21 protein-coding genes are annotated in these 22,886 nt (G+C 61.2%); 10 read left to right on the plus strand and 11 right to left on the minus strand.

Features of this window, described 5'->3' with window-relative positions; translation table 11 throughout:
• The 3 genes from KXD86_RS13860 to KXD86_RS13870 form a co-directional block, all read right to left on the minus strand.
• On the minus strand, positions 1-678 hold the full coding sequence (locus tag KXD86_RS13860; protein WP_218636588.1) for a GntR family transcriptional regulator: 678 nt from the start codon (positions 676-678) through the stop codon (positions 1-3).
• Positions 679-773: 95 nt separating this feature from the next.
• Positions 774-2,204 (minus strand): cardiolipin synthase, encoded by a 1,431-nt coding sequence (gene cls / locus KXD86_RS13865; protein ID WP_218636589.1) that lies wholly within the window; start codon positions 2,202-2,204, stop codon positions 774-776.
• 2 nt (positions 2,205-2,206) lie between these two features.
• Complete coding sequence (locus KXD86_RS13870; protein WP_218636590.1) at positions 2,207-3,289, minus strand: AraC family transcriptional regulator; 1,083 nt, start codon at positions 3,287-3,289, stop codon at positions 2,207-2,209.
• Positions 3,290-3,689: 400 nt separating this feature from the next.
• On the opposite strand from KXD86_RS13870, the gene KXD86_RS13875 reads away from it, so the two are divergent.
• The 4 genes from KXD86_RS13875 (at position 3,690) to KXD86_RS13890 (ending at position 7,204) form a co-directional block, all read left to right on the plus strand.
• On the plus strand, positions 3,690-4,487 hold the full coding sequence (locus tag KXD86_RS13875) for an alpha/beta fold hydrolase (RefSeq protein ID WP_218636591.1): 798 nt from the start codon (positions 3,690-3,692) through the stop codon (positions 4,485-4,487).
• A gap of 100 nt (positions 4,488-4,587) precedes the next feature.
• A complete protein-coding gene (locus KXD86_RS13880; RefSeq protein ID WP_218636592.1) occupies positions 4,588-5,676 on the plus strand; it encodes an SMP-30/gluconolactonase/LRE family protein in 1,089 nt (362 codons plus the stop codon).
• Positions 5,673-6,146, plus strand: a complete 474-nt coding sequence (locus KXD86_RS13885; protein WP_218636593.1) for an acyl-CoA thioesterase — start codon at positions 5,673-5,675, stop codon at positions 6,144-6,146. Before KXD86_RS13880 ends, KXD86_RS13885 begins: the two co-directional genes overlap by 4 nt.
• A 74-nt stretch (positions 6,147-6,220) precedes the next feature.
• Positions 6,221-7,204: an NADP-dependent oxidoreductase gene (locus tag KXD86_RS13890; protein WP_218636594.1), complete on the plus strand. Its 984-nt coding sequence runs from the start codon at positions 6,221-6,223 to the stop codon at positions 7,202-7,204.
• Between the two features lie 9 nt (positions 7,205-7,213).
• Here KXD86_RS13890 and KXD86_RS13895 read toward each other — a convergent pair whose 3' ends face one another.
• The 3 genes from KXD86_RS13895 to KXD86_RS13905 form a co-directional block, all read right to left on the minus strand.
• The gene (locus tag KXD86_RS13895) at positions 7,214-9,112 is read right to left on the minus strand and encodes a cation:proton antiporter (RefSeq protein WP_218636595.1); all 1,899 of its coding nucleotides are present in this window, start codon (positions 9,110-9,112) and stop codon (positions 7,214-7,216) included.
• 22 nt (positions 9,113-9,134) lie between these two features.
• Positions 9,135-9,926, minus strand: a complete 792-nt coding sequence (gene tcdA, locus KXD86_RS13900) for a tRNA cyclic N6-threonylcarbamoyladenosine(37) synthase TcdA (RefSeq protein WP_218636596.1) — start codon at positions 9,924-9,926, stop codon at positions 9,135-9,137.
• 274 nt (positions 9,927-10,200) lie between these two features.
• Complete coding sequence (locus tag KXD86_RS13905) at positions 10,201-11,976, minus strand: acyl-CoA dehydrogenase C-terminal domain-containing protein (RefSeq protein ID WP_218636597.1); 1,776 nt, start codon at positions 11,974-11,976, stop codon at positions 10,201-10,203.
• A 222-nt stretch (positions 11,977-12,198) separates the two neighbouring features.
• Here KXD86_RS13905 and KXD86_RS13910 point away from each other — a divergent pair, with 222 nt between their 5' ends.
• Positions 12,199-12,942 carry an SDR family oxidoreductase gene (locus tag KXD86_RS13910; protein WP_218636598.1) on the plus strand — a complete coding sequence of 248 codons (744 nt, stop codon included), beginning with the start codon at positions 12,199-12,201 and terminating at the stop codon, positions 12,940-12,942.
• Positions 12,943-13,012: 70 nt separating this feature from the next.
• Here the strand turns inward: KXD86_RS13910 and KXD86_RS13915 are convergent, their stop codons facing one another.
• Together KXD86_RS13915 and KXD86_RS13920 are read right to left on the minus strand one after the other, a co-directional pair.
• Positions 13,013-13,651 carry a ChrR family anti-sigma-E factor gene (locus KXD86_RS13915; RefSeq protein ID WP_218636599.1) on the minus strand — a complete coding sequence of 213 codons (639 nt, stop codon included), beginning with the start codon at positions 13,649-13,651 and terminating at the stop codon, positions 13,013-13,015.
• Positions 13,648-14,247: a sigma-70 family RNA polymerase sigma factor gene (locus KXD86_RS13920; RefSeq protein WP_312846294.1), complete on the minus strand. Its 600-nt coding sequence runs from the start codon at positions 14,245-14,247 to the stop codon at positions 13,648-13,650. The genes KXD86_RS13915 and KXD86_RS13920 overlap by 4 nt, the downstream gene beginning before the upstream one ends.
• 258 nt (positions 14,248-14,505) lie before the next feature.
• On the opposite strand from KXD86_RS13920, the gene KXD86_RS13925 reads away from it, so the two are divergent.
• Positions 14,506-15,567: an AraC family transcriptional regulator gene (locus tag KXD86_RS13925; protein WP_218636601.1), complete on the plus strand. Its 1,062-nt coding sequence runs from the start codon at positions 14,506-14,508 to the stop codon at positions 15,565-15,567.
• Here KXD86_RS13925 and speA read toward each other — a convergent pair.
• Complete coding sequence (gene speA, locus KXD86_RS13930) at positions 15,552-17,462, minus strand: biosynthetic arginine decarboxylase (RefSeq protein ID WP_218636602.1); 1,911 nt, start codon at positions 17,460-17,462, stop codon at positions 15,552-15,554. The genes KXD86_RS13925 and speA overlap by 16 nt on opposite strands.
• A gap of 211 nt (positions 17,463-17,673) precedes the next feature.
• Between speA and speE the strand changes: the two genes are divergently transcribed.
• Positions 17,674-18,555, plus strand: a complete 882-nt coding sequence (gene speE, locus KXD86_RS13935) for a polyamine aminopropyltransferase (RefSeq protein ID WP_218636842.1) — start codon at positions 17,674-17,676, stop codon at positions 18,553-18,555.
• A 99-nt stretch (positions 18,556-18,654) separates the two neighbouring features.
• Positions 18,655-18,849, plus strand: a complete 195-nt coding sequence (locus tag KXD86_RS13940; protein WP_218636603.1) for a DUF6316 family protein — start codon at positions 18,655-18,657, stop codon at positions 18,847-18,849.
• A 68-nt stretch (positions 18,850-18,917) separates the two neighbouring features.
• Here the strand turns inward: KXD86_RS13940 and amtB are convergent, their stop codons facing one another.
• Together amtB and glnK are read right to left on the minus strand one after the other, a co-directional pair.
• On the minus strand, positions 18,918-20,201 hold the full coding sequence (gene amtB / locus KXD86_RS13945) for an ammonium transporter AmtB (RefSeq protein ID WP_218636604.1): 1,284 nt from the start codon (positions 20,199-20,201) through the stop codon (positions 18,918-18,920).
• Positions 20,202-20,272: 71 nt separating this feature from the next.
• Positions 20,273-20,611, minus strand: a complete 339-nt coding sequence (gene glnK, locus KXD86_RS13950; protein WP_004578958.1) for a P-II family nitrogen regulator — start codon at positions 20,609-20,611, stop codon at positions 20,273-20,275.
• A gap of 380 nt (positions 20,612-20,991) precedes the next feature.
• Between glnK and KXD86_RS13955 the strand changes: the two genes are divergently transcribed.
• Positions 20,992-21,246 (plus strand): accessory factor UbiK family protein, encoded by a 255-nt coding sequence (locus KXD86_RS13955; protein ID WP_218636605.1) that lies wholly within the window; start codon positions 20,992-20,994, stop codon positions 21,244-21,246.
• 70 nt (positions 21,247-21,316) lie between these two features.
• The gene (locus KXD86_RS13960; protein WP_218636606.1) at positions 21,317-22,849 is read left to right on the plus strand and encodes a YifB family Mg chelatase-like AAA ATPase; all 1,533 of its coding nucleotides are present in this window, start codon (positions 21,317-21,319) and stop codon (positions 22,847-22,849) included.
• Positions 22,850-22,886 lie beyond the last annotated feature (37 nt).

Here is a 22,886-nt window from a genome sequence, read left to right on the forward strand (position 1 = left end):
CTAGGCGCCTTTGCGGTCGTTGGTCGCGATCGCGTCCAGTACCTGCTGGCACTGCTGCATGGCGAAATGGTGCAGGATGTTCGCGAGCTTCTCCTCGTCCCGATCCTTGATGGCCTCGATGGATTCCTGCATGTGGGCCAGGTTGTCCTCGAACACGTGGCTGCCACCCTGCTGGAACGCCACGAACGCGCACCGCTTGGCCGAGGGCCAGAGGTCATCGATGGCAGCAACGATGAAGTAGTTGTCCGCGTAGGCCAGTGACGCCTTGGTGTACTCGATGCCCAGCTCAAGAAACGCCATCAGGTCGCGTTTCTCAAAACAGGCCTTCATCTGCGCATACAGTGACTCCAGCCGTTCCATATCGGCCGGCTGCCATTGCCGAACGAGCTTACGGCCCGTGTGGGTCAGGTACAGTTCGAGGGTCTCATAAAGGCTGCGCACGAAGTAGTCGTCCAGCGGAGTGACGAATGCCCCTTTACGTGGAACGTTGCGCACCAGGTGGCGTTTTTCCAACAGCAACAGGCCTTCGCGGATGGAACCATGACTGACGTCCAGTTCCTTGGCCATGGCCCCTTCATAGATGCGCTCGCCTGAGCGGAGCTGGCCGAAGGCAATCAGGTTTTCAATGTGGCGGGCGACCTGCTCGGTCAGGGTCTCTCTGGGTCTGAACGCGTTCATGGCTTTTTATCGTTACTGCGTACTGGCTGATTCGTGAAGGCATAGTCGCACAGATGGGCCTGCGGACACCAGTACAGGCGGTTGCCGGGCGATTGTCAGAGCAATGGCGCCAGCAGCCGGATGGCCCGACAGGTCAGGCGGAAGGGGATGGACCGATCCCGGTAATCGCTCTCGCTCATCAGCCGGCAATGTCCGAGGTCTTCCTCAAGCATGGATTCCACACTGTTGATGAAATGGTGGGCGGTGGTCACCGCGGTAATCTCGAAGTTCAGGCGCATCGATCGATTGTCCATGTTGGCGGTGCCTACCGCGGCGTAACGGTCGTCCACCAGAATGACTTTCTGATGCATGAAACCGGGCTGGTAGCGGTATATCTGTATGCCGGTTTTGCAGGCCTGAACGAGATACGAGTAGGCCGCCAGGCCGATCAGCCGGCTGTCCGATTTCTCCGGAATCAGAATTCGTACGTCCACCCCCCGGAGTGCCGCCAGTTGCAGGGCGTTCATGATCTGAAAATCGGGCACGAAATAGGGCGAGGAAATCCAGAGCCGGTTCCGGGCATTGTTGATGCAGTTCAGGAAGAACAGGGTGCAGGTTTCCCAATCGTCGGCGGGACCGGTCGGCAACATCAGCACCCGGTCCTCGCCGGCGTTGCCGGACCCCGGTGCCCAGTCCAGTTCCGGGGACTCGTCACTGGCCCAGTTCCAGTCCTCCAGCCAGCTCAACTGCAGACCGGTCACGGCGGGCCCCTCGATGCGGCAGTGGGTATCGCGCCAGGGTTCCTGGTCGATGGCGGTGCCCAGGTATTCGTCACCGAGATTGATGCCACCGACGAAGCCGATGGTGCCATCGCAGACCAGCAGTTTGCGGTGATTGCGAAAGTTGATCTGGAATCGTCGTCGGCGGATGTTGCCGTTGCCAAACGAGGCGATCCTGGCCCCGGCCGCCGCCAGCTGTTTCAGGTAGGTTCGGGGCAGCCAGACGCTGCCGATGTCGTCGTACAGAAACCAGACTTCCACACCCTGGGCGAGTTTTCGTTCCAGGATGGACTTGATGCGCTGGCCGACCCGATCCGACCGGACGATGTAGAACTCCAGGAGAATGTAGCGGGTGGCGTTTTCCATGGCCTCGAACAGCGCCGAAAAGGTCGCCTCACCGTCCCGCAACAACGTGCAGTTGTTGCCTTCGGTAAAGGGCTGGCGGCCGAGCTTGCACAACACCTGGAGTTCGTCGGTGAAGTACTTGTCGGCGGGCGCCGGGATCGATGTGGTCTGCTGCTCAAACCGATTCAGCAGGTTGGTCAGGGCCTCGTCGCCCATGCGCCGGGCCTTGACGTAGCCTCCGAACCGGTAACGTCCGAACAGCAGGAACATGGGCACCGCCACGTAGGGCAGGCCAAGGAGGCCGATGATCCAGGCGATGGCGCCCTGGGCGGTGCGGTAGGTCAGCAGGATCCGGTAAATGCAGGTCAGTGCGGCGAGGTACAGCAGGCCAACGGCCACCGCCACCAGTGAGACGTTCTCCATGGTTATTCGTCCATGTCCGCTTTGGTGCCCGGCTCAGATGCTTCGGGCTCATTGGCCAGGTGGCTGGCCCGGTACTGGGCCGGCGCCATTCCGGTCCAGCGTTTGAAGGCCCGGCTGAAGGCACTGAGCTCGGAAAATCCCAGCAGGAAAGCGATTTCACCCAGGGCATAGTGATCGGCGGCAACGTAACGCAGGGCCTTGTCCTTGCGCACCTGTTCGACCAGTTCGTGGAATCCGAGCCCCTCGCGTTTCAGTTTCCGGTACAGGGTCTGGCGGCTCATATGGCATTGCCGGGCGAGGCTGTCGGCGTCGATCTTGTCCGTGGCCATCTGCTTCGAGATCAGGCGCCGGATCTTGCGGCCGAACGAGCGTCTGGGCTGCAGGCGCGCCAACACCGCGTTCACCTGTTTCAGGACGGCCGAGTATACGTAGGGATTGCGGCGGGGAATCGGGTGACTGAGGTGGCGGCTGTTGAACGCCAGGCGGGTCGTGGCGCAGTCAAACCGAACCGGTCCCCCCAGGATCTTTTCGTACTCGTCCGCATAGCTTGGTCGGGGATGGGCGAGCTCAGCCCACTCGGCGGTGATCTGGGGGTGGATGAAATGCCGGGTCCGGCACAGAGCCGCCGCCAGGGTCCGGTCCATATCCTGTCGGCAATAGTGATGGGGAACATCCGGCTGCCAGGTCAGGATGGCCTGCTCGCCGGTCTGCTCGAAGCTCAGGATGACCGATTCGTTGATTAACCGGTGCAGGCGGACGTACTGGGTGACAGCTTCGCCCAGGGTGTCACAGTTGAAAAAGACGTGGCCGACCAGTCCCATGCGTTCGGGATCAACCACCTGGCCGGCGTGCAGCCCAACGCCGGGGTCGCCGGTGGCGTGTTCGGCGTAGTCCCAGAGTTGGTAGTGGGCGCTCGCTGGCACCCGGAGGTCCGGGTCTGACAGCGCCTCCAGGCCGAGCCCGACAATCCGTTCCACACGATCGGGGTCCAGAACCCCCTGGCGCTCGAGGTAGTGAACCAGGGCCAGGGTGCTGGAGGCGGCGACCAGCGGTGTGCTGGCGTTGTCGGACTGAGCAGGAATCACGGTATCGGTCCCGATGGTTAACAACTTTTCATCCACGCTGATACAAAATGTCAAGTGGATGAAACAGCCTGTCAACGGTTTGTCATGCCAACAACGATAGCATTAAGTCATCAGGTTGAAGCAATGGAAAGGTGTTTTCAGGAGGTGTTTTATGGAACAGGAAATTTTCGTACCTCACACTGAGCGCGAACGGAAAAACGTGATGGCGCTTGCAGAGTATCTGAACAGCATCTTCTACTGCTGATCAGCCAGGCGTAAAGCCTATGACCTTGAAGCCGGGGATTCCCCGGCTTTTTTTCGTCTGCGGAATGTCGCCCGCCCTCGCCAACTTGCTCAACAGATTCTCAGTGGTAATGTATCCGCTCGAAACCCGTGAGCCAACCCGGAGATTTGTCTGCCCATGACCGTAGATCTGAACCACCGCATTACCGGCGAAGGTGCGCCGCTGATTCTGTTGCACGGCCTGTTCGGGTCCCTGGAGAATCTTGGCGGCATCGCCCGCCGGCTGCAGGACGAGTGGCAGATCCACGCCCTGGACCAGCGTAATCATGGCAGCTCGCCTCACACCGACACCATGGACTATCCGGCCATGGCGGCCGACGTGATTGCCTATATGGACAGCCAGGGCATCGACCGGGCCAGTATCCTGGGGCATTCCATGGGCGGCAAGGTGGCGATGCAGGTGGCGTTGCAGGCTCCGGAACGGGTTGAGAAGGTCATCGTGGCCGACATCGCGCCGGTGAGTTACAAACCCCGTCACGATGAGGTCCTGGAGGGACTGAAGAGCATCGACCTGACGGGTGTGCGTTCGCGCCAGGACGCCGACACGCTGCTCGCCGAATTCGTGGAGATGCCATCCACCCGGCAGTTCCTGCTGAAAAATCTCGAGCGGATACCCAGGGAAGAGCAGAGTGAAGGCGGTCCTACCTTTCGCTGGCGCCTGAACGTGCCGGTGATCGATGCCTGTTACGCCAACCTGGCCAGCGCCCCTGAGGGGAGTCGGCCGTTCGAGGGTCCGGTACTGTTCATCAAAGGCGAGGAATCGGCCTACATCCAGGAAAAACATCGGGACGAGATCCAGCGCCTGTTTCCGGCGGCCGAGCTTCGCATCATCAAGGGCACGGGGCACTGGCTGCACGCGGAAAAGGCCGATTCGTTCGCGGCCCTGTGCCGGCGTTTTCTGGACAATAACCGCTAGGCGTTGGCGCGAACGGCATTTTCAAGCCTTGGGGGCGGTCTGCTAAGGTTAACCCAATGCGGCGAAATGCATCGGACACGAAAACAGGCGGACATGGTCTATGAAATGGTTGATGGTGGGAGTGCTGATCCTGTTTTTGCTGCTGGGCAGCTTTCTCCTGACACCGTCGCCCATTGACAGCAAGGCCTGGCAACCGCCGGCTCCTCCCCCTTTAACTGGCCCGCTGGCCCCCAATGAGCGGCTTCGTCTGGCCGACCTCCTCGCCCGCGGCCAGGTCTATGGCCCCGAAGACACCACGGTAAGCTCGGACGGCGTGGTCTACTCCGGAACCCAGGATGGCCGGATCATTCGCCTGTTTCCGGACGGTCGGGTGGAAACCTGGCTTCAGACCGGGGGGCGGCCACTTGGCATGGTGTTTGACCGCAACGGCAACCTGATCGTGGCCGATGCCTGGAAGGGGCTGCTGTCCATCGCGCCGGATAAGACCGTGACGGTGCTGGCTCGCGAGGCAGAGGGCACACCGTTCCGGTTCACGGACGACGTCGACATTGCCCCGGATGGCCGGATCTACTTTACCGACGCCAGCTCCCGGTTTCAGCAGCCGGACTACCGCCTGGACCTGCTCGAAATGCGTCCCCATGGCCGACTGTTGCGATACTCGCCCCGGCTTGGCAAGGCTGAGGTTTTGTTGGGCAACCTGCATTTCGCCAATGGCGTCGCCGTGTCGCCGGATGGCTCGTTCGTGCTGGTGAACGAAACCTGGAAATACCGAATCCTGCGCTACTGGATCCAGGGGCCCAAGGCCGGGCAGGCAGAGGTGTTTGCGGACAACCTTCCCGGGTTTCCGGACAACCTGGCGGTGGATCGGGACGGCCGGTACTGGGTGGCGTTTCCCACCCTCCGCAATTCCCAGGTGGATGCCCTGCACCGCACGCCCTGGCTCAAGGATCTCGTGGCCAAGCTGCCCGACAGCCTGAAACCGACGCCTCAGGAATATGGCCTGGTGGTCGCGTTCAATCGCGACGGCGAGGTGATCACCAGCCTGCACGATACCAAGGGCACTCACCTGCAGGAAATCACCTCAGTGAATCCGCACGATGGCTACCTATACTTTGGTTCACTTCACAACGATCGCATCGGACGGATACCGTTACGGGCCATTCCCGGTCTCGGAGACGACGAAGCATGACAGACCAAGGCGCGATTCAGTGGGATCTGCCAGATCCGTTTACCCTCGATATCACCGTGAGGGATGAAGACACGGATCGCCTGGGTCATGCCAACAATGTGGTCTATGTTCGCTGGCTCGAGGACGTGAGCTGGGCCCATATCGAGAGCCTGGGGATGACCTGGGACCTGCACGAGGCCACCGGCAAGGCCATGGCAATCACCCGCACGGAGATCGACTACCTGGCGTCCGCCAACGCCGGTGACCGGCTGATTCTCGGCACCTGGCTGACCGGTTATGACGGCCGCTTGCGTTCGTCCCGCCAATTCCAGCTGGTACGTCCGGCCGATGGCAAAACGCTGGTGCGGGCGCTGTCGACACACGCCTGTGTGAACATGAAAACCCAGCGTCCATCCCGGGCTCCCAGAGAGTTTGCCGAGATCCTCGGGGCGGCTGTCGTCGCCGGAGGTCGGGGCCTGCCCGCCGATTGAATCACCTTTGCGGGCATCTTCTGCTAGTCTGAATTGAATCCGTTGTCCGTTACCACCGTTGTCCGGAGACCACCATGGCAAACCCCAATGAACAGAGCAGTGATACCACCATGCGTCATATCAGCTATGGCCGTTTTGGTGAGCGAGATGTACTGCAGGTGACCCACTCGGACATCCCCCAGCCGGCAGCCGGTCAGGTCCTGATCCGGGTTCACGGTGCGGGCCTGAACCCCATCGACTGGAAAACCCGGAAAGGGTTGGGGTTTGCCGCGCGCCAGATCGAGAATTCCCTGCCGTGGACACCGGGCTATGATGTGGCCGGTGAGGTGGTCTCGGTCGCCGAGGACGTTACCACGCTGGCACCCGGAGACCGGGTCATGGGCATGATCGGCTTCCCCTCCGTTGGCGGGGGGTACGCGGAATACGCGGTAGCCGGTGCCGATGAACTGGCCATTGTGCCCGAAGAGCTGGACCTCGTGGTCGCCGGCGCCCTGCCGCTGGCCGCCCTCACGGCCTGGCAGGCCCTGTTCGAGGTGGCCAAGCTGGAGTCTGGTCAGAAAATCCTGATCCACGCGGGTGCGGGTGGTGTCGGGCATTTCGCCGTGCAGTTTGCGCTCGAACGGGGGGCCCACGTGGTGGCGACGGCATCCGCGTCCAATCGGGACTTCCTGGCCGAGCTGGGCGTACATGAGGTAATCGATTACCGCACGACCGATGTGGCCGAGGAGTGCTATGGCCTGGATGTCGTGCTTGACCTGGTCGGTGGCGAGGCTGGCAAGCGCTCCCTGCATACCCTGGGTGAACAGGGCGTGCTGGTCACGATCCCCACGGTCACGGCCGATGAGATCATCAGTGCGGCCGAGGAAATGGGCCTGCGTGCCCATGGCATGACCGTACGACCGGACGTTTTTCACCTGGACGAGATTGCCGAACTCATTGAAGACGGTGATGTCCGCGTCCACATTGACCAGTCTTTCCCGCTGGATCGGGTGGCCGACGCCCACGAGCTGCTCGAGGGAGGACATGTGCGTGGTAAGCTGGTGCTGGATTGTCGCTGAGGGGCCCCCTCAGCGCTTCTCTCCCTCCGGCAGGGGCAGTCGTGAACGCTCCGATGCCGCCTCGTCACTCGGGTTTGCAGCCGAGTCCGGGCTTTCCTTTTCCTTCCGCTCCTTCCGGGCCTGGGGCGGGACCAGGCTGATCAGCGTCCAGTCCTTCTCCGGCTTCAGTTCGTCCATATCCCGGACCGGCACCACGTGGCCCTTGCCGTCAAACACAAAGAGCACCAGGGCCTCGCGCTGGTATTTCTCCAGAAAGGCGTCGTAGCTGAACTCATCGCTGAGTTGAGTGGTCTTTACCGTGTAGCCCTGGCTGGCCAGGCTTGCCAGCTTGGCGTAGCTCGCACCACCGAACAGGCCGCGCGTCATCTGGATCTTTTCCGCAGTCTGGTGGCGGGCCTTCTGGTCCTGATCGCCCTCGGCGAGGGTGAAGACGCTGTTGTTTCCGAACCAGTCCAGGAAGTGGTACGTCGCCAGCGAGTTCATGTGCTTGTAGGGCGAAATGACCAGCAGGTTGCCGATGCCGGTGAGGTCCAGGTGTGTGGATGCGTGCTCGGACACCGGGTTGCCGAAATAGGTCTGCAGGTTGTCCATGCGCGCCTGACGAACATTCTCCCAGTTGGTGTCGGCGAGGGTGACCGGCACCTCGTGTTTTTTGAGCGCCAGGGCGATCATACGCGCCACCGGGTTGGCACCAAGAATCAGGAAACCGAACTCCGCCGGTTCCGCCACTTTCAGGATCCGCGCCACCGGCCGGGCGGTCAGGCTTTGGAGCGTGACGGTGGCAATGATCAGCATGAACACCAGGGGCACCAGTGTGCCGGCACTTTCATAGCCGAGTTTCTGGAGCTGGAAGGCGAACAGGGCGGAAACCGCCGCGGCAACGATACCCCGGGGCGCTATCCAGCTCAGGAACAGTTTCTCCCGCCAGTTCAGGCTGGTACCAATGGCGGACAGGAAAATACTCAAGGGGCGGGCTACCAGCATCAGGATGGCCAGAACCACCGCCAGCCCCCAGCCGAGTTCGGCAATGGCGCTGAATTCCACCCGTGCGGCCAGGATGATGAACAGCGCCGAGATCAGCAGCACGCTGAGGGATTCCTTGAATTCCAGGATGCTGTCGATGGGCACCTGCTTCATGTTGGCCATCCAGATGCCCATTACGGTGACGGTCAACAGTCCGGACTCGTGCGCCATCTCGTTGGAGAGGGCGTAGACCCCCAGCATGAAGGTGAGGGTCCCGGCGTTGTGCAGGTATTGGGGAATCCAGTGCTTGCGCAGCACCAGGCCGTTCAGGTAGCCGGCGATGGCGCCGATCAGAAAGCCGACCATCAGGGTCTTGCCGAAAATGTAGAGGGAATGGCCGAACACGTTGCCCTGACCCCAGGACACAATGCCCTCAAACACCAGAACCGCAAGCAGGGCGCCCACCGGGTCTATGATGATGCCTTCCCAGCGCAGGATGTTGGCGAGCTTGGCGTCTGGCCGCACCGACCGCAAAAGTGGTGCGATAACCGTTGGGCCGGTGACGATGGAAATGGCACCGAACAGCAGGGCGACAGGCCAGGATACGTCCAGCAGCCAGCGCACCGACAGCGTTCCGATGATGCAGGTGACAATCGAGCCCACCGGGATGAGATTGCGCACCATCTTGCCGTGACCGCGGATCTCGTCATAACGAAGGGTCAGGCTGCCCTCAAACAGAATGATGGCCACCGCCAGGGAGATGACCGGGAACAGCAGTTCCCCGAACACCGCCTCGGGTGCCAGGAAGCCCAGCAGCGGGCCAGCGGCAATACCACCGGCCAGCAGAAACAGAATGGCCGGCATTCTGACCCGCCAGGCCAACCACTGGCAGAACAGGGAGAGAACGCCGATGCTGGCAAGAAGCAGGACGGTACTGACAGGCATAGTGTGAGCAGATCCTTATGGTTTATTGATTGGCGCGCCTTGCCATACGGTTGAGCAGCCGGGAGGCCGCAAAAAATCCGAAGCTCGCGGTGACCGGACTGGCTGCCCCGAAGCCCGAGGCGCAATCAAGGCGCACCGGCCCATCGGTGGCGGGCTTTTGCAGGCACACCTCGCCGTCACCGGCAGGATACGTCAGCTGCTCCAGGGAGTATACGGCTTCGATACCGAAGCGACGCTTGGGGTTGCGGGAAAAACCATACTCCCGGCGCAACAAGTTACGAACTTTGGCCAGAAGTGGATCCTGGGTGGTCTTGCTGAGATCCGCGACCTGTATCTGGGTGGGGTCCATCTGGCCACCGGCACCGCCGGCACACACGATCGGCAGCTTGCGGCGCTGGCAATGGGCAATCAGTGCCGCCTTGGCCTTGACGCTGTCGATGGCATCAATAACACCGGTCATGTCCGGGGTGATGAGGTCGGCGACATTTTTGGTGGTCAGGAAACCAAAATGGACGCGGATGTCCGCATGGGGGTTGATCGCTCTCAGGCGTTCCGCCATTGCGTCCGTCTTGGTGCGGCCGTACTGCTGTTCCAGCGCATGAAGCTGCCGGTTGGTGTTGGAGACGCAGATGTCGTCCATGTCGATCAGGGTGAGGGTGCCAACGCCACTGCGCGCCAGGGATTCCGCCGCCCAGGAACCCACACCGCCAAGACCGACGATGGCGATGTGGGCGCCCCGAAAGGCCTTCAGGGCGCGGCGTCCGTACAGTCGTTCAATGCCGCCAAAGCGGAATGCGTAATCGTCGGCGTTCATGCGGCCTCCGGTCGGGTCCGGCGCGGAGCCGGACGAATTCAAAGAGCGCAATTGTAACCCAGGCCCGGGCCAGACCGAAAAATGGGCAAAAAAAAGCCACGCAAGGCGTGGCTTTCAAGGATGCCCAAGCCGGAGAAGGCTGGGCGGGACTAGTTCAGAGACACTAATCAACCCGCTCATTGTTGAACGTTCACCGTTCCCAAAGAAGGTCAATAAATGCCAAGCATCGGTCATTTCCGGTCAGGGCCCGGTACGACCCGGATCGATGACCGGTTCAGGCGATCCAGTGATCGTCGTTAAAGGCCATCAGGCTGTCCTTGCCGGTTTTGATGTCGCCCAGCAACCACTGGATTTCCGGCGCGAGCTTCTCGAAGAAGAAGCGGGCCGAGACCAGCTTGCTTTCCAGCAGTGGCTTGTTGTCCGCGCCGGCGTCCAGTTGCGCCTTGGCAACACCGGCCATGCGGGACCAGAGGTAGCCGATCACGGTCAGGGCCATCAGCCGCAGGTACGGGGTTGCAGCCGCGCCGGCCTGCTCCGGATCCTTGGGCGCGTTGCTTGCCAGCCACAGGGTCGCGTCCTCAAGCGACGTCATCGCGTTCTTGAGTTCGACCCGGTAGGGCGCTTCCGGGTTGTCCTTGAGGTAACCGCTCAATACCCCGAACAGTGTCCGCACCAGTTGCCCGCCCTTCAGGCTCAGTTTCCGGCCCACCAGGTCCATGGCCTGGATGCCGTTGGTACCCTCATAGATCCGCGCGATGCGGCCATCCCGGACCAGTTGCTCGAGCGGCCAGTCGGTGGTGAAGCCGGAGCCGCCCAGCACCTGCAGGCCGGTGTTGGCGTTGTTGAATCCCTCATCGGTGAGGAAGGCCTTCACAACCGGGGTCAATAGCTGAACCAGATCGTCGGAGGATTCACGGACCGCTTCGTCCGGGTGGGCGACTGACAGGTCCAGATGATGGCCGGTGAACAGGGCCAATGCCCGCATGCCTTCGTTCAGAACTTTCTGGCGCATGAGCATCCTGCGCACATCCGGATGCACGATGATCGGGTCGGCCGGACCGTCCGGGTTCTTCGGGCCACTCAGCGAACGGCTCTGGAGCCGCTCCCGGGCAAACCCGAGACTCTCCTGGTAGGCCATTTCCGCCAGCCCAAGTCCCTGCATGCCCACCATCAGGCGAGCCTCGTTCATCATGGTGAACATGGCGCGCATGCCGTCGTTGGGCTCGCCCACCAGCCAACCCTTGGCACCTTCGAAGTTCATGACGCAGGTGGCCGACCCCTTAATGCCCATCTTGTGTTCCAGCCCACCGCAGAAGGCCGGATTGCGCTCGCCGGTGTCTGGCAGGAACTTGGGTACCACGAACAGGGAAATGCCTTTGGTGGTATTGGGAGCGCCGGGAAGCTTGGCCAGAACCAGGTGTACGATGTTGTCCACCAGATCGTGCTCACCGCCGGTGATCCAGATCTTCGTGCCTTCAATGGCGTAGCTGCCATCGTCATTCGGGGTGGCGCGGGTACGGATCAGGCCCAGGTCGGTGCCGCACTGGGGCTCGGTCAGGCACATGGTGCCGGTCCACTCCCCGGAAATCAGCTTCTCGAGGTAGGTCTGTTTCAGCTCCTCGGAGCCGTGGGCGTGCAGGGCGCTGATGGCGCCGTGGGTCAGGCCCGGATACATGCCCAGCGAGAGGTTGGTGGAACACACCATCTCGTCGACCACGAACTTCAGGGTGTGGGGCAAGCCCTGGCCACCGAACTCCAGGGGCGCATCCAGCGCTGTCCAGCCGCCTTCAACAAACTTGTTGTAGGCCTCTTTGAAGCCTTCGGGGGTAGTGACCGCATGGGTCTCGGGGTCGTAGCTGCACCCTTCACGGTCACCGGCCTGGTTGGTGGGCTGGATCACTTCCGCCGCCAGCTTCCCGGCCTCATCAATGACCGCAGAGATAAGATCCGGTGTGGCGTCGGCGTACTTCTCCAGTTCGTGGAGCCGGTCCGCGCCCAAGACGTCAAACAGCAGGAAGCGAATGTCGTTCGCTGGTGCCTGGTATTGCATGGAATACTCTCCTCACCGTGGTTTTTTTCTGTCGTTGCCGGGCGGCCTGCCCGACACGCTGTGGGTCTGTCGAACACTCGATTCATACGCCCGTTTTAATGGGGTGGTTCACAGGACGGGGCGGTCCAGTCGATAAATTTTTCGTATGTCCTCGACAGTGAGATTGAATGCCGTCCGCGACCGGTCATGGGCGGCCAGGATTGTTCCGCGAGGGGGAGTCGCATGAAACGAGTGGTCATAGCTGGCGCGTCGGGAGCCATTGGTGCGGCTTTGGCGCAAGCCATACTGGATCAGTACCCGGACAGCCAGGTGGTTGGTCTGTGCCGGGATCCGGCAACGGCGCCGGCGGCATTGCAGGGGATGGATCGGGTGACTTTACTGCCCTGGGATGCGTCGGACACCGGGGCCATGACGTCGGTCGCCGAGGCGTTGGCAACCGTGATGCCGCAACGGGAGGGGATCGACACGCTGGTATACGCCGCTGGATTGCTGCATTCGGACACCGTATTCCCCGAGAAACGGCTGGAGGATCTGTCGGCGGAGGCCCTGTCTCAGGCCTTTGCCGTGAACGCTACGGGCTTCGCGCTGCTCGTTCAAGCCCTGATCCCCTGGCTCAGGCATCGGGAGTTCAAGCGGATTGCCGCGGTGTCGGCCAAAGTCGGCTCGATCACCGATAACCGGCTGGGCGGCTGGTACGCCTACCGAAGCTCCAAAGCCGCCCTGAACATGCTGGTCCGCACCCTCGCCGTGGAATTGCCGAGGCGGTGCAAGCCCGTTGCCTGCCTTGCGTTACACCCGGGCACGACCGAGTCTGCGTTGAGCGAACCGTTCCGACAGTCCCTGGCTCAGTTGACGGTACACTCGCCGGAGCAGACCGCCGGGCATCTCTTGGCGGTGTTGCGTGAGGTCGGGCGCGAAGACAATGGACGTTTTCTGAGCTGGGATGGATCGGAGTTGCCTTGGTGAATGCCGGGGACGAGGTATAAAAAAAGGGTGATCATCGATCACCCCTTTTGTTTCTGGCGCACTGACAGGTTCAGCGAATAAACGGGTTAAGCATCCGGGTGAAGGTGCCGGTCAGCTTCACCGGGGCACTGAGCACCGACAGGGTGATGCAGTCTTCGCATCCGACGGCGACCGGTTTGTGCTCGTCCTGGTCCGTCAGCACCACGAAGTCCCACTGGTTGAAAACACCTTTCTGGTCGGCGAACGCACCCTGGAGCACGATGGTTGTCTCGTTGCCCCGGTGCGTGTGGACCGGAGCTTTGCCGCCCGCTGCCAGCTTCTGCAATACGACCTGTTCGCGCTGGCCCGGGAACCGGTCAGTGATGTCCAGGACACTGACGTCGCCGAGCTGGCGCTTCCAGGGAAGATCGTTGATGTCTTTGCCCAAGAGCTTTTCCAGTGGGCTCAGTCGCGCCATGGTCGGCAGCGGCGCTTCATCTTCAGCGGCACTGTCGATTCGGGACAGAATGTCGTCGAACATGGTTTCCGACACCGACACTTTCGGCTGGTACTCCATCATCACCGCACCCAGGCTGTCGAGCGTATCCACGCGGCTACGGCATTGTGGACATTCGTCCAGATGTAACCGGATACAGAGAGCGTGGGGCTCGCTCAGGTTGCCTGCGCTGTATTCCATCAAACTCAGGCTGTCGGGATGATGCCGTGTCATACGTTCTGGTCCTGCAAAATCACTTTCAATTTGTTCAACGCCAGGCGAACCCGGCTTTTTACGGTCCCGAGCGGGATTGCCAGTTCATCGGCAACCATCTGGTGGGACTTGTTCTCCATGTACACCTTGGCAATCACGGTAATCTGCTCTTCGGGCAGGTGGCTCAAGGACTCCCGGATGCGTCGCTCAGACATAAGACGGTGCAGCGACGTCACCGGTTCATTTTCGTTTTCCCCGGGAATCTGCCACAGGTCTTCGGTTTCCACCGGCATCTCTGCACTCGTGCGCTGCATCTTGCGCAGCATGTCGATGCGCTGATTTCGGGCAATGGTGAAAATCCAGGTGGACGCCGCCGCCTTGCGCCAGTCGTACAGACACGACCGCCGCCAGATCGACACAAACACCTCCTGGACGAGTTCTTCCGCGTGGCTGGCAAGGCCATTGGCCATGGCGTAGTACTTGATCTGGGGCCCGAAGTGTTCGAAAAGCGCGTGGTAGGCTTCGCGATCCTGATGTTTGCCCACTTTCTGCAATAGCTGGCTCCAGGGGTCTTTCCGCCCCTCGGAGTTGGCCGGTTTGTGCTCCAGTGTGGTCACTGGGCGCTCCTTGACAGTCGCATGATTTGAGCTTGTTCTGGTCATCATTCTATGCACTCGTCCCGGGTTTGTCAGTTCTGGATTTACGGGGTGGTTGTGCGTCTGGATCAGTTCCTGCTGAAATAAATTCGCTCCGGTTCGGCGGGCAGTCATGCGCAGTGACAGGAGCGCCGCATGGGCGGCGTCCCGGGAGTGATTGCCGAAGTTGGAAGGGCGGTCTAGGCTTGAAAAAAAACAATTCCGGAGCGCCCCGTCGCCATGAAAGCCCCAGGCCCCACTGGCACCCTGCCGGTCATGCGTGCCCATTATGCGGATATCCTCTGCCAGCTTGCCGAGGACAAAGGAGTGTCGCGACAGTCGTTGCTGGCCGCAGCAGGGATTCGACCGTCAATGCTGGGGCACCCGGAGAACTTCATCACCGTGGATCAGTTCACTGCCTTGTGCCGTGAAGCGCTCGCCCGATGCGGAGACGACACGCTCGGCCTGGAATTCGGCAATCGCCTGAAATTCACCACCCATGGCTCCCTGGCCCAGGCCGCGATCAGTTGCGACAACCTTCAGCAGGCGCTGTCTGTGCTGATCAAGTATTTTCGGATCCGTTTCGCGTACATGGATCTGTGCTTTTTCACCGAAGCGGACGAGGCGGTATTGCAGCTGGAGCTGGGGCACGAGTTTGAAGATCTGTACCGGTTCAATATTGAAGTGGTGATGGCCTCACTCATGGACGTGAACCTGCTGCTGTTCGGGCAGCGATTGATCGAGGGAGGTCGCTGCCTGCTGGACTTTGACGAGCCGAAGGACAGCTCGGTGTACCGGGGCCTGTTTGGGCAACGGGTGGAGTTCGGCCGCGGCGTCAATCAACTGCGCTTCCAGAGGCGATTTCTCGACTTGCCAATGTCCCTCTCCAATCCCGTCACCCGGCGGGTGGCGGAAGCCCAGTGTGAGCAGGAGATGCGGTCCATCGAAGCGGTCACCTCGGTGGCGGCCCGGGTGGAGCGAGCGCTCGAATCCGCCCGGGGTGGACGGTTGCCCGGGCTGGAGGAGATTGCGGAGCAGATGCACGTGTCACCCCGGACCCTGAGGCGCCAGTTGGCGGGTGAGGGCGTGCGCTTTCAGCAGCTGCAGGATCGGTTGCGTCATCAACGGGCGCTGGAGCTACTGGGTCGCAGGGACCTGGCGATCGACATCATCGCCGAAACGCTCGGCTACACCGATCCCTCCAATTTTGGCCGGGCCTTCCGGAAATGGCAGGGTGTGTCACCCGGCATCTGGCGCCGCAACCGGGAGGGCGGTGGCGGCGACGATCACTCTTCCAGGTAGGTGTACCCCTCCAGGCCTGAGGCAAGCTCCGCCAGCAACGCCGTCTGGCTCTGTTCCGACAGGTCACTGGCCTGGAGTTTCTGTCGATACGCCTGCAGCAGGGCGTCGGGCTCAAAGTTCACGTAGCGGAGTACCTTGGTCACGGTATCGCCGGTGATTGGCTTGCCGATCTCGAAGCCACCAGACGCATCCATTCGCACGTCCACGGAGTGGGTGTCGCCGAACAGATTGTGCATGTCGCCCAGGATTTCCTGGTAGGCACCGGTCATGAAAAAGCCCATCAGCAGTGGCTCCCCGGGGATCTCTTCCGGGAGTGGCAGCGTGGTCTCGGTGCCCTGGCCATCCACATACTGATCGATGCGGCCGTCCGAGTCGCAGGTGATGTCCTGGATAACCGCGCGCCGATTGAGCGGCCGGTTCAGCCCGTTTATCGGCATGACCGGGAAGATCTGGTCGATACCCCAGACGTCCGGCAGTGACTGGAACAGGGAGAAATTCACGAACAGTTTTTCCGCAAGTTTCTCGTTCAGCTCGTCGATGATCTCCCGGTGGGCTCGGTTGGCCGTGTCGAGCTGACTACGCAGCATACGGCAGCACCGTGTGTAGAGGGTTTCGGCGTCGGCCCGTTCCTGCAGGGACAGCAGGCCGTGGGCGAACTGGGCGTGAACGTCGGCCATGGCGTGCATGACATCGTGGTAGATTTCCGCCAGCGAACGTGGGGTATCGGCATCCTCCAGGCTTTGCAAGTCACGCCACAGATCGTGCAAGGGGCCCGGCGCCTCTGGGGCGGGGGCCTCGGGATCGCGATTGTCCGGTACTTCCCGGTCGATGACATTGGTCACCAGCACTGAATGGTGCGCGGTCAGGGCTCGACCAGATTCGCTGATCAGGTCGGGATGAGGCAGGCCGTGCCGGTCGCACTCGGTCTGCAGCACGTGGATCACGTTGTAGGCGTATTCGTGCACGCTGTAGTTCATGGAGCAACTGCTGCGCGAGCGGGTGCCCTCGTAATCGACGCCCAGGCCGCCACCAATGTCGACGGTGCCAATGGGCGCTCCCATCTGGCGCAATTCGCTGTAGAACCGGGCGCATTCCCGCAAGCCGGTCTGGATGTCCCGGATGTTGGCGATCTGGGAGCCGAGGTGGAAGTGCAGGAGTTGCAGGGTATCCAGGGCGTTGGCATCGCGCAGTGTGTTAACGACGTCCAGTACCTGGCTCGCGGACAGGCCGAACTTGGACTTCTCACCACCGGTGTTCTGCCAGTTGCCTTTGCCGATGGTGGCAAGGCGGGCGCGCACGCCGATCAGGGGTGACACGTCGAGGTCTCTGGCTTCCTTGAGGATCAGAGGCAGTTCGGACTGCTTTTCCACCACGATGAACACCCGATGGCCCAGCTTCTGGCCGATCAACGCCAGTCGGATGTATTCCCGGTCCTTGTAGCCATTGCAGACGATGACCGAGCCGGGCCGTCGGGACATGGCCAATACCGCCATGAGCTCCGGCTTGCTGCCCGCCTCCAGACCGATCTGGCCCTTGCTGGCGGCCGGCTCTGCGGACACCAGCTCCTCGACAACCCGGTGCTGCTGGTTGACCTTGATCGGGTACACCGCCGTGTACTGACCCTGAAAATCCTGGTCTTCGGCAACCCGGTTGAAGGCATCGCACAGCTTGTTGACCCGGTCGTGGAGGATGTCAGTAAACCGGATCAGCACGGGCAACTGAACGCCCGAGCCCGTCAGCGAGCGTGTCAGCTCGGGCAGGTTGATCCGGGCCGGGCTGTGGCCACGGTCCGGGCGAATCAGGACTTCGCCGTCCCGGTTCACGCCGATGTAACCGTCGCTCCAATGGGCAATGTTGTAAACCTTGTGAGCAGCAGTGCCGCTGGATTCGCTCATGCTTGCTATCCTGTCAGAAAACCGGGGCCGGCGGGGTACCGGTAACCGAGGCCGTTGTTAGGTCGCATTGTATGGATTCCGCCCGCCCGCTAAAAGAACCGGGTGTGGAAAATACGTGGCCCATCCCGGTGATTAAAGCTTTAGCTGCCCGGAAGGCATCCCTACAATACGCGGTTTGACCCCGCTTACGGACCACAGCAGGAGAAACATGATGACGGCATTGAACGAAGGCTGGTTTACCGAGGTGTTTCAGGACCAGGGAACGGCGTTTTCCCTGCAGGTGAAAAAGAAACTGCACGAAGAGCAGACACCGTTCCAGAAACTGGAAATCTACGAAACCGAGACCTTCGGCAATCTGATGGTGCTGGACGGCTGCGTGATGCTGACCACCCGGGACAACTTCCTGTATCACGAGATGATGACTCATCCGGCACTCTTTACCCACAAAGACCCGAAAAAAGTGGTCATCGTCGGTGGAGGCGACTGCGGCACCCTCAAGGAGGTGTTGAAGCACCCTGGAGTGGAAGAGGCCTGGCAAGTGGAGATTGATGAGCGGGTGACGCGCATGTCCGAGAAGTACTTCCCGGAGCTGTGCGAATCCAATGGTGACCCCCGCGCCAATTTCTTCTTTGGCGACGGCATTCAGTGGATCCGTGACATCGAGCCGAACAGCCTGGACCTGATCATCATCGACAGCACTGACCCGGTGGGGCCGGCCGAAGGCCTGTTCGCGCTTGATTTCTATCGCGATGCGATGCTGGCCCTGCGTGACGGCGGTCTGATCGTGCAGCAGAGCGAATCGCCGTTGTTGCACACCAACACCATCATCAAGTCGATCCACGAGGATATGCGCAAGGCGGGCTTTGACCATGTCCAGACGCTGCCGTTTCCGCAGCCGGTCTACCCGACGGGCTGGTGGAGCTGCACCATGGCCGGAAAAGACAAGCCGGTCCGCTATTTCCGCGAGGAAGACGCCGATAACCGGCCATTCGTGACGCGTTACTACAATGCCGGTGTTCATCACGGCGCACTGGCCATGCCCCAGTTCATGCTGGATGCCCTGGAGGATCCGGTCCTGCCCGGCGAAGCCTGAGGCGCACATCGACTCGACAGCCTGACCATATTGGCTACACTCATGGTTGTGCTCAGAAAGTGAGCGATGCCGTGGTTCGCTGTGCAGGAGATGTGGAATATGGATGTACGCAAGGGTGAGGCAGAACGTCACTGGTTTCGCAGTGATCGGTTCGAATTGGTGAATGGACAATGGTATTTCCAGACCCGCGAGGGGGCAGTCGAGGGTCCATTCGACAATATCAAGGAGGCTCAGATGGAATTGTTGCTGTATCTGCGCCACTCCGACGATGTGCTCTACAGTGGCACAGGCTGAAAACGCGAAAGCAAGAAACAAAAAAGGGCGCCCCGAGGGGCGCCCTTTTTGATCCTGTCAGCTGCCGATTACGGCTTGCTGCTGACAAACTCCGGATAGGCTTCCATACCACACTCGGACAGATCCACACCTTCGTACTCGTCTTCTTCGGAAACCCTGATGCCCATGATGGCCTTCAGGATGCCCCAGACGATGAGACTGGTGCCGAATACCCAGACGAAGATGGTAAGCATGCCCACGAGCTGACCCATGAAGGTCGCGTCTGCGTCGGACAGCAGGACAGCGAAGATGCCCCAGATACCGACCACACCGTGGACAGAGATGGCGCCGACCGGATCGTCGATACGCAGCTTGTCGAGGGTGACGATGGAGAAGACCACGATCACACCACCAATGGCACCGATGATGGTCGCCAGCAGCGGAGACGGATCAGCCGGCTCAGCAGTGATGGCAACCAGGCCAGCCAGAGCGCCGTTCAGGGCCATGGTCAGGTCGGCCTTGCCGAACATGATGCGGGCCACGATCAGCGCGCCGATCAGACCGCCGGCGGCGGCAGCGTTGGTGTTCAGGAACACGTTCGCAACTTCGTTGGCGACGCCGATACCACCCAGCTTCAGGGTAGAACCACCGTTAAAGCCGAACCAGCCCATCCACAGGATGAAGGTACCGAGGGTGGCCAGGGGCAGGTTTGCACCCGGGAAGGCCTTGATCTGGCCGTTCGCGCCGTACTTGCCCTTACGCGCACCCAGCAGGAGAACACCAGCCAGGGCGGCGGCCGCACCGGCCATGTGAACGATACCGGAACCGGCATAGTCGCTGTAGCTCAGCTCGTAGATGCCGAATACAGCGTCACCGTTCCAGGTCCAGGAGCCCTGCATCGGGTAGATCACGCCACACATAACAACGGCAAACGCCAGGAAGGCCCACAGCTTCATGCGCTCGGCAACCGCACCGGAAACGATGGACATGGCCGTGGCCACGAAGACCACCTGGAAGAAGAAGTCGGAAGCACCGCTGTACTCACCCATGTCGCCGAAACCGGCTTCGGTCGAAGCAGCCAGCACGCCGGCAACTGCCGCGTCGTCCATTTCAGCGACGGTTGTGATGCCGCTCAGGAAGATGCCGCCGTCGTACATGATGTCGTAGCCGACAACCAGGTACATGGTACAGGCAACGGCGAACAGAGCGACGTTTTTGGTCAGGATTTCAGTGGTGTTTTTGGCACGCACCAGGCCGGCTTCCAGCATGGCGAAACCCGCGGCCATCCACATGACCAGGGCACCGCACACCAGGAAGTAGAAGGTGTCCATTGCGTACTGAAGTTCGAAAATATGATTAAGATTGCTTTCCATGTGAAGCCCTCCGCACGAGGCTTTTCAGGTTATAAATTTTTTGCGTTGGCTGTTCGTTTATTCGAGCTGGATCAGACCGCTTCTTCGCCGGTTTCGCCAGTCCGGATCCGGATGGCTTGTTCCAGTTCAGTCACGAAGATCTTGCCGTCACCGATCTTGCCGGTGTTGGCCGCCTTGGTGATGGACTCGATGACCTGGTCAAGCAGGTTGTCGCCGATGGCAACTTCCACCTTAACCTTGGGCAGGAAATCCACTACGTATTCCGCGCCACGGTAAAGTTCTGTGTGGCCTTTCTGCCGACCGAAGCCTTTGACTTCAGTGACGGTTACGCCTTGCACGCCAATCTCAGATAGTGCCTCACGGACATCATCCAATTTGAAAGGCTTGATGATCGCTGTCACAAGTTTCATTGCTTTCTCCTTGATATAGCCGTCTCAACAGAGCGGGCCCGTCGGCCATTTGTTGAGTTCGGGATGCTGCCACCTCGCACACCAATTGTGCGGATTGCGTGCGAGACCTGTAGCATCGTATGTGCCAACGCAAAAAAAACATTTGATAACAGTGTGTTACCTAATGACTGTCCCAGATTGGAGCAAAAGCATGCACCAAAAATGGGCGCCTTGCTCCGGAATGAGCCAAATTAGAGCGGGCCCGATCCGGGGGTCGTCGAGCATTATACCGTCGACCGGATACAGTATGGCAGGGGCTGCGGTGTGATACACTCCCGCGAAGCGGTTGGGGCCCTGTCTTTGGTCTGAATCGTCCATTATTTGAATCAGCGAGGTGATGTGTGAAAGGTCCGCAGGATTTTTTCTCCCAGTTGCAGGGCCAGTTTGGCCAGTTTGTTCCCGATATGGCCCGCGCTGCCCGGGAAGACTTTGAGGCCCAGGCTCGGGCCACCGTCATGGCGGTGCTGTCCCGCCTGGAGCTGGTCACCCGGGAAGAGTTCGATGCCCAGCAGGCCGTGCTGATGAAGACCCGCGAGAAGGTGGACGCCCTCGAACGCCGGGTTAATGATCTCGAACAGAAACTGCAGGACCAATAACCTGCCGCGGGCCGGCAGGACGCCGCGCCCGATTCTCTGATCCGCTGCCCACAGACCATGGAAGGTTGTCATGCTTGCTATTGTTCATTCCCGCGCCAGCATCGGCGTCTCTGCTCCCGCGGTGACGGTCGAAGTTCACCTCTCAGGCGGCTTACCCGCACTGTCCATCGTCGGTCTGCCGGAAACCGGTGTCAGGGAGAGCAAGGATCGGGTGCGCAGTGCGCTGCTCAATGCGGGCTTTGAGTTCCCCGCCCGTCGAATCACCATCAATCTCGCGCCCGCGGACCTGCCCAAGGAAGGTGGTCGTTTCGATTTGCCCATAGCGTTGGGCATTCTGGCCGCCTCCGGCCAGATTCCCCCTGAAAGCCTCGAGCGGCTGGAATTCGTTGGGGAATTGTCCCTTGATGGTGCACTTCGTCCGCTGAAAGGGGTGTTGCCTTCGGTGCTGGCCGCTCGTAAGGACGGCCGGTCCCTGCTGGTGCCACACGCCAACGCCGAGGAAGCGGCATTGGCCAGCAACGACGATGTTCTGGCAGCCGGACATCTGCTCACGGTGTGTGAGCATCTGTCTGCACGGGCAAAGTTGGTGCCGTTGGCACGAGCCACCGCGCGCCTGCGGCCGGAACGTGCCCGGGATTTGCCGGATCTGTCCGATGTCCGCGGCCAGGGCGTGCCCCGGCGCGCCCTGGAGGTGGCTGCGGCCGGTAATCACAACCTGCTGTTTTTTGGGCCGCCGGGCACCGGCAAGAGCATGCTGGCCAGCCGTTTGCCCGGCATACTGCCACCGCTCAGCGATGAGGCTGCCATGGAGGTGGCCAGCGTGCATTCGGTGGCTGGTCTGGTGTCGGGTGCAGAAGGCTGGTGCAAGCCACCGTTTCGCGCGCCCCATCACACGGCGTCTGCTGTGGCGATGGTCGGCGGGGGCAGCAGTCCCCGGCCGGGGGAGATCTCCCTGGCCCATCGGGGCGTACTGTTCCTTGACGAATTACCGGAGTTCGAGCGCCGGGTGCTTGAGGTGCTGCGAGAACCTATGGAGACCGGGGAGATCGCCATCAGCCGGGCGGCACGGCAGGTGCGCTTCCCCGCCTGTTTTCAGGTGGTGGGCGCCATGAATCCCTGCCCGTGCGGGTTTAGCGGACACCCCACGGTGGAGTGCCAGTGTACGCCCCAGCAGGTGGTGCGTTACCGGTCCAAGATTTCCGGGCCGCTGCTGGACCGGTTCGATTTGCATGTCGAAGTGCCGGTTCAGAACGGCGACCTGCTGATGCGCTCGGATGGGGCAGGCGAGTCCAGCGCCGACGTTGCCGTCCGGGTCGCCTCGGCGCGTGCTCGTCAGGAGGCGCGTGGCCAGTTGAATTCGGCGCTGGCGGGCCGGGACCTGCACCGGGCCTGCAGGCTGGACGTGCAGGGCGAGCGCCTGCTGTCGGGCGCCATGGAAAAGCTGGGGCTCTCGGCGCGCGCCCTGCACCGGATTCTCAGGGTGGCCCGGACCCTCGCTGATCTCGAAGGCTGTGAAGCCTTGGCTCAGACGCATCTGGTCGAGGCGCTCGGGTATCGCCAGCTTGATCGCCAGCAGGGGAGAAGTTCGCTGGTATCCTCCTGAGACCGGCGTCTCTGGTAAACTGTCGCCAACAATCCGT

Origin of the sequence: Marinobacter arenosus (assembly GCF_019264345.1) — a bacterium.
GTDB classification, from domain to species: Bacteria; Pseudomonadota; Gammaproteobacteria; order Pseudomonadales; family Oleiphilaceae; genus Marinobacter; species Marinobacter arenosus.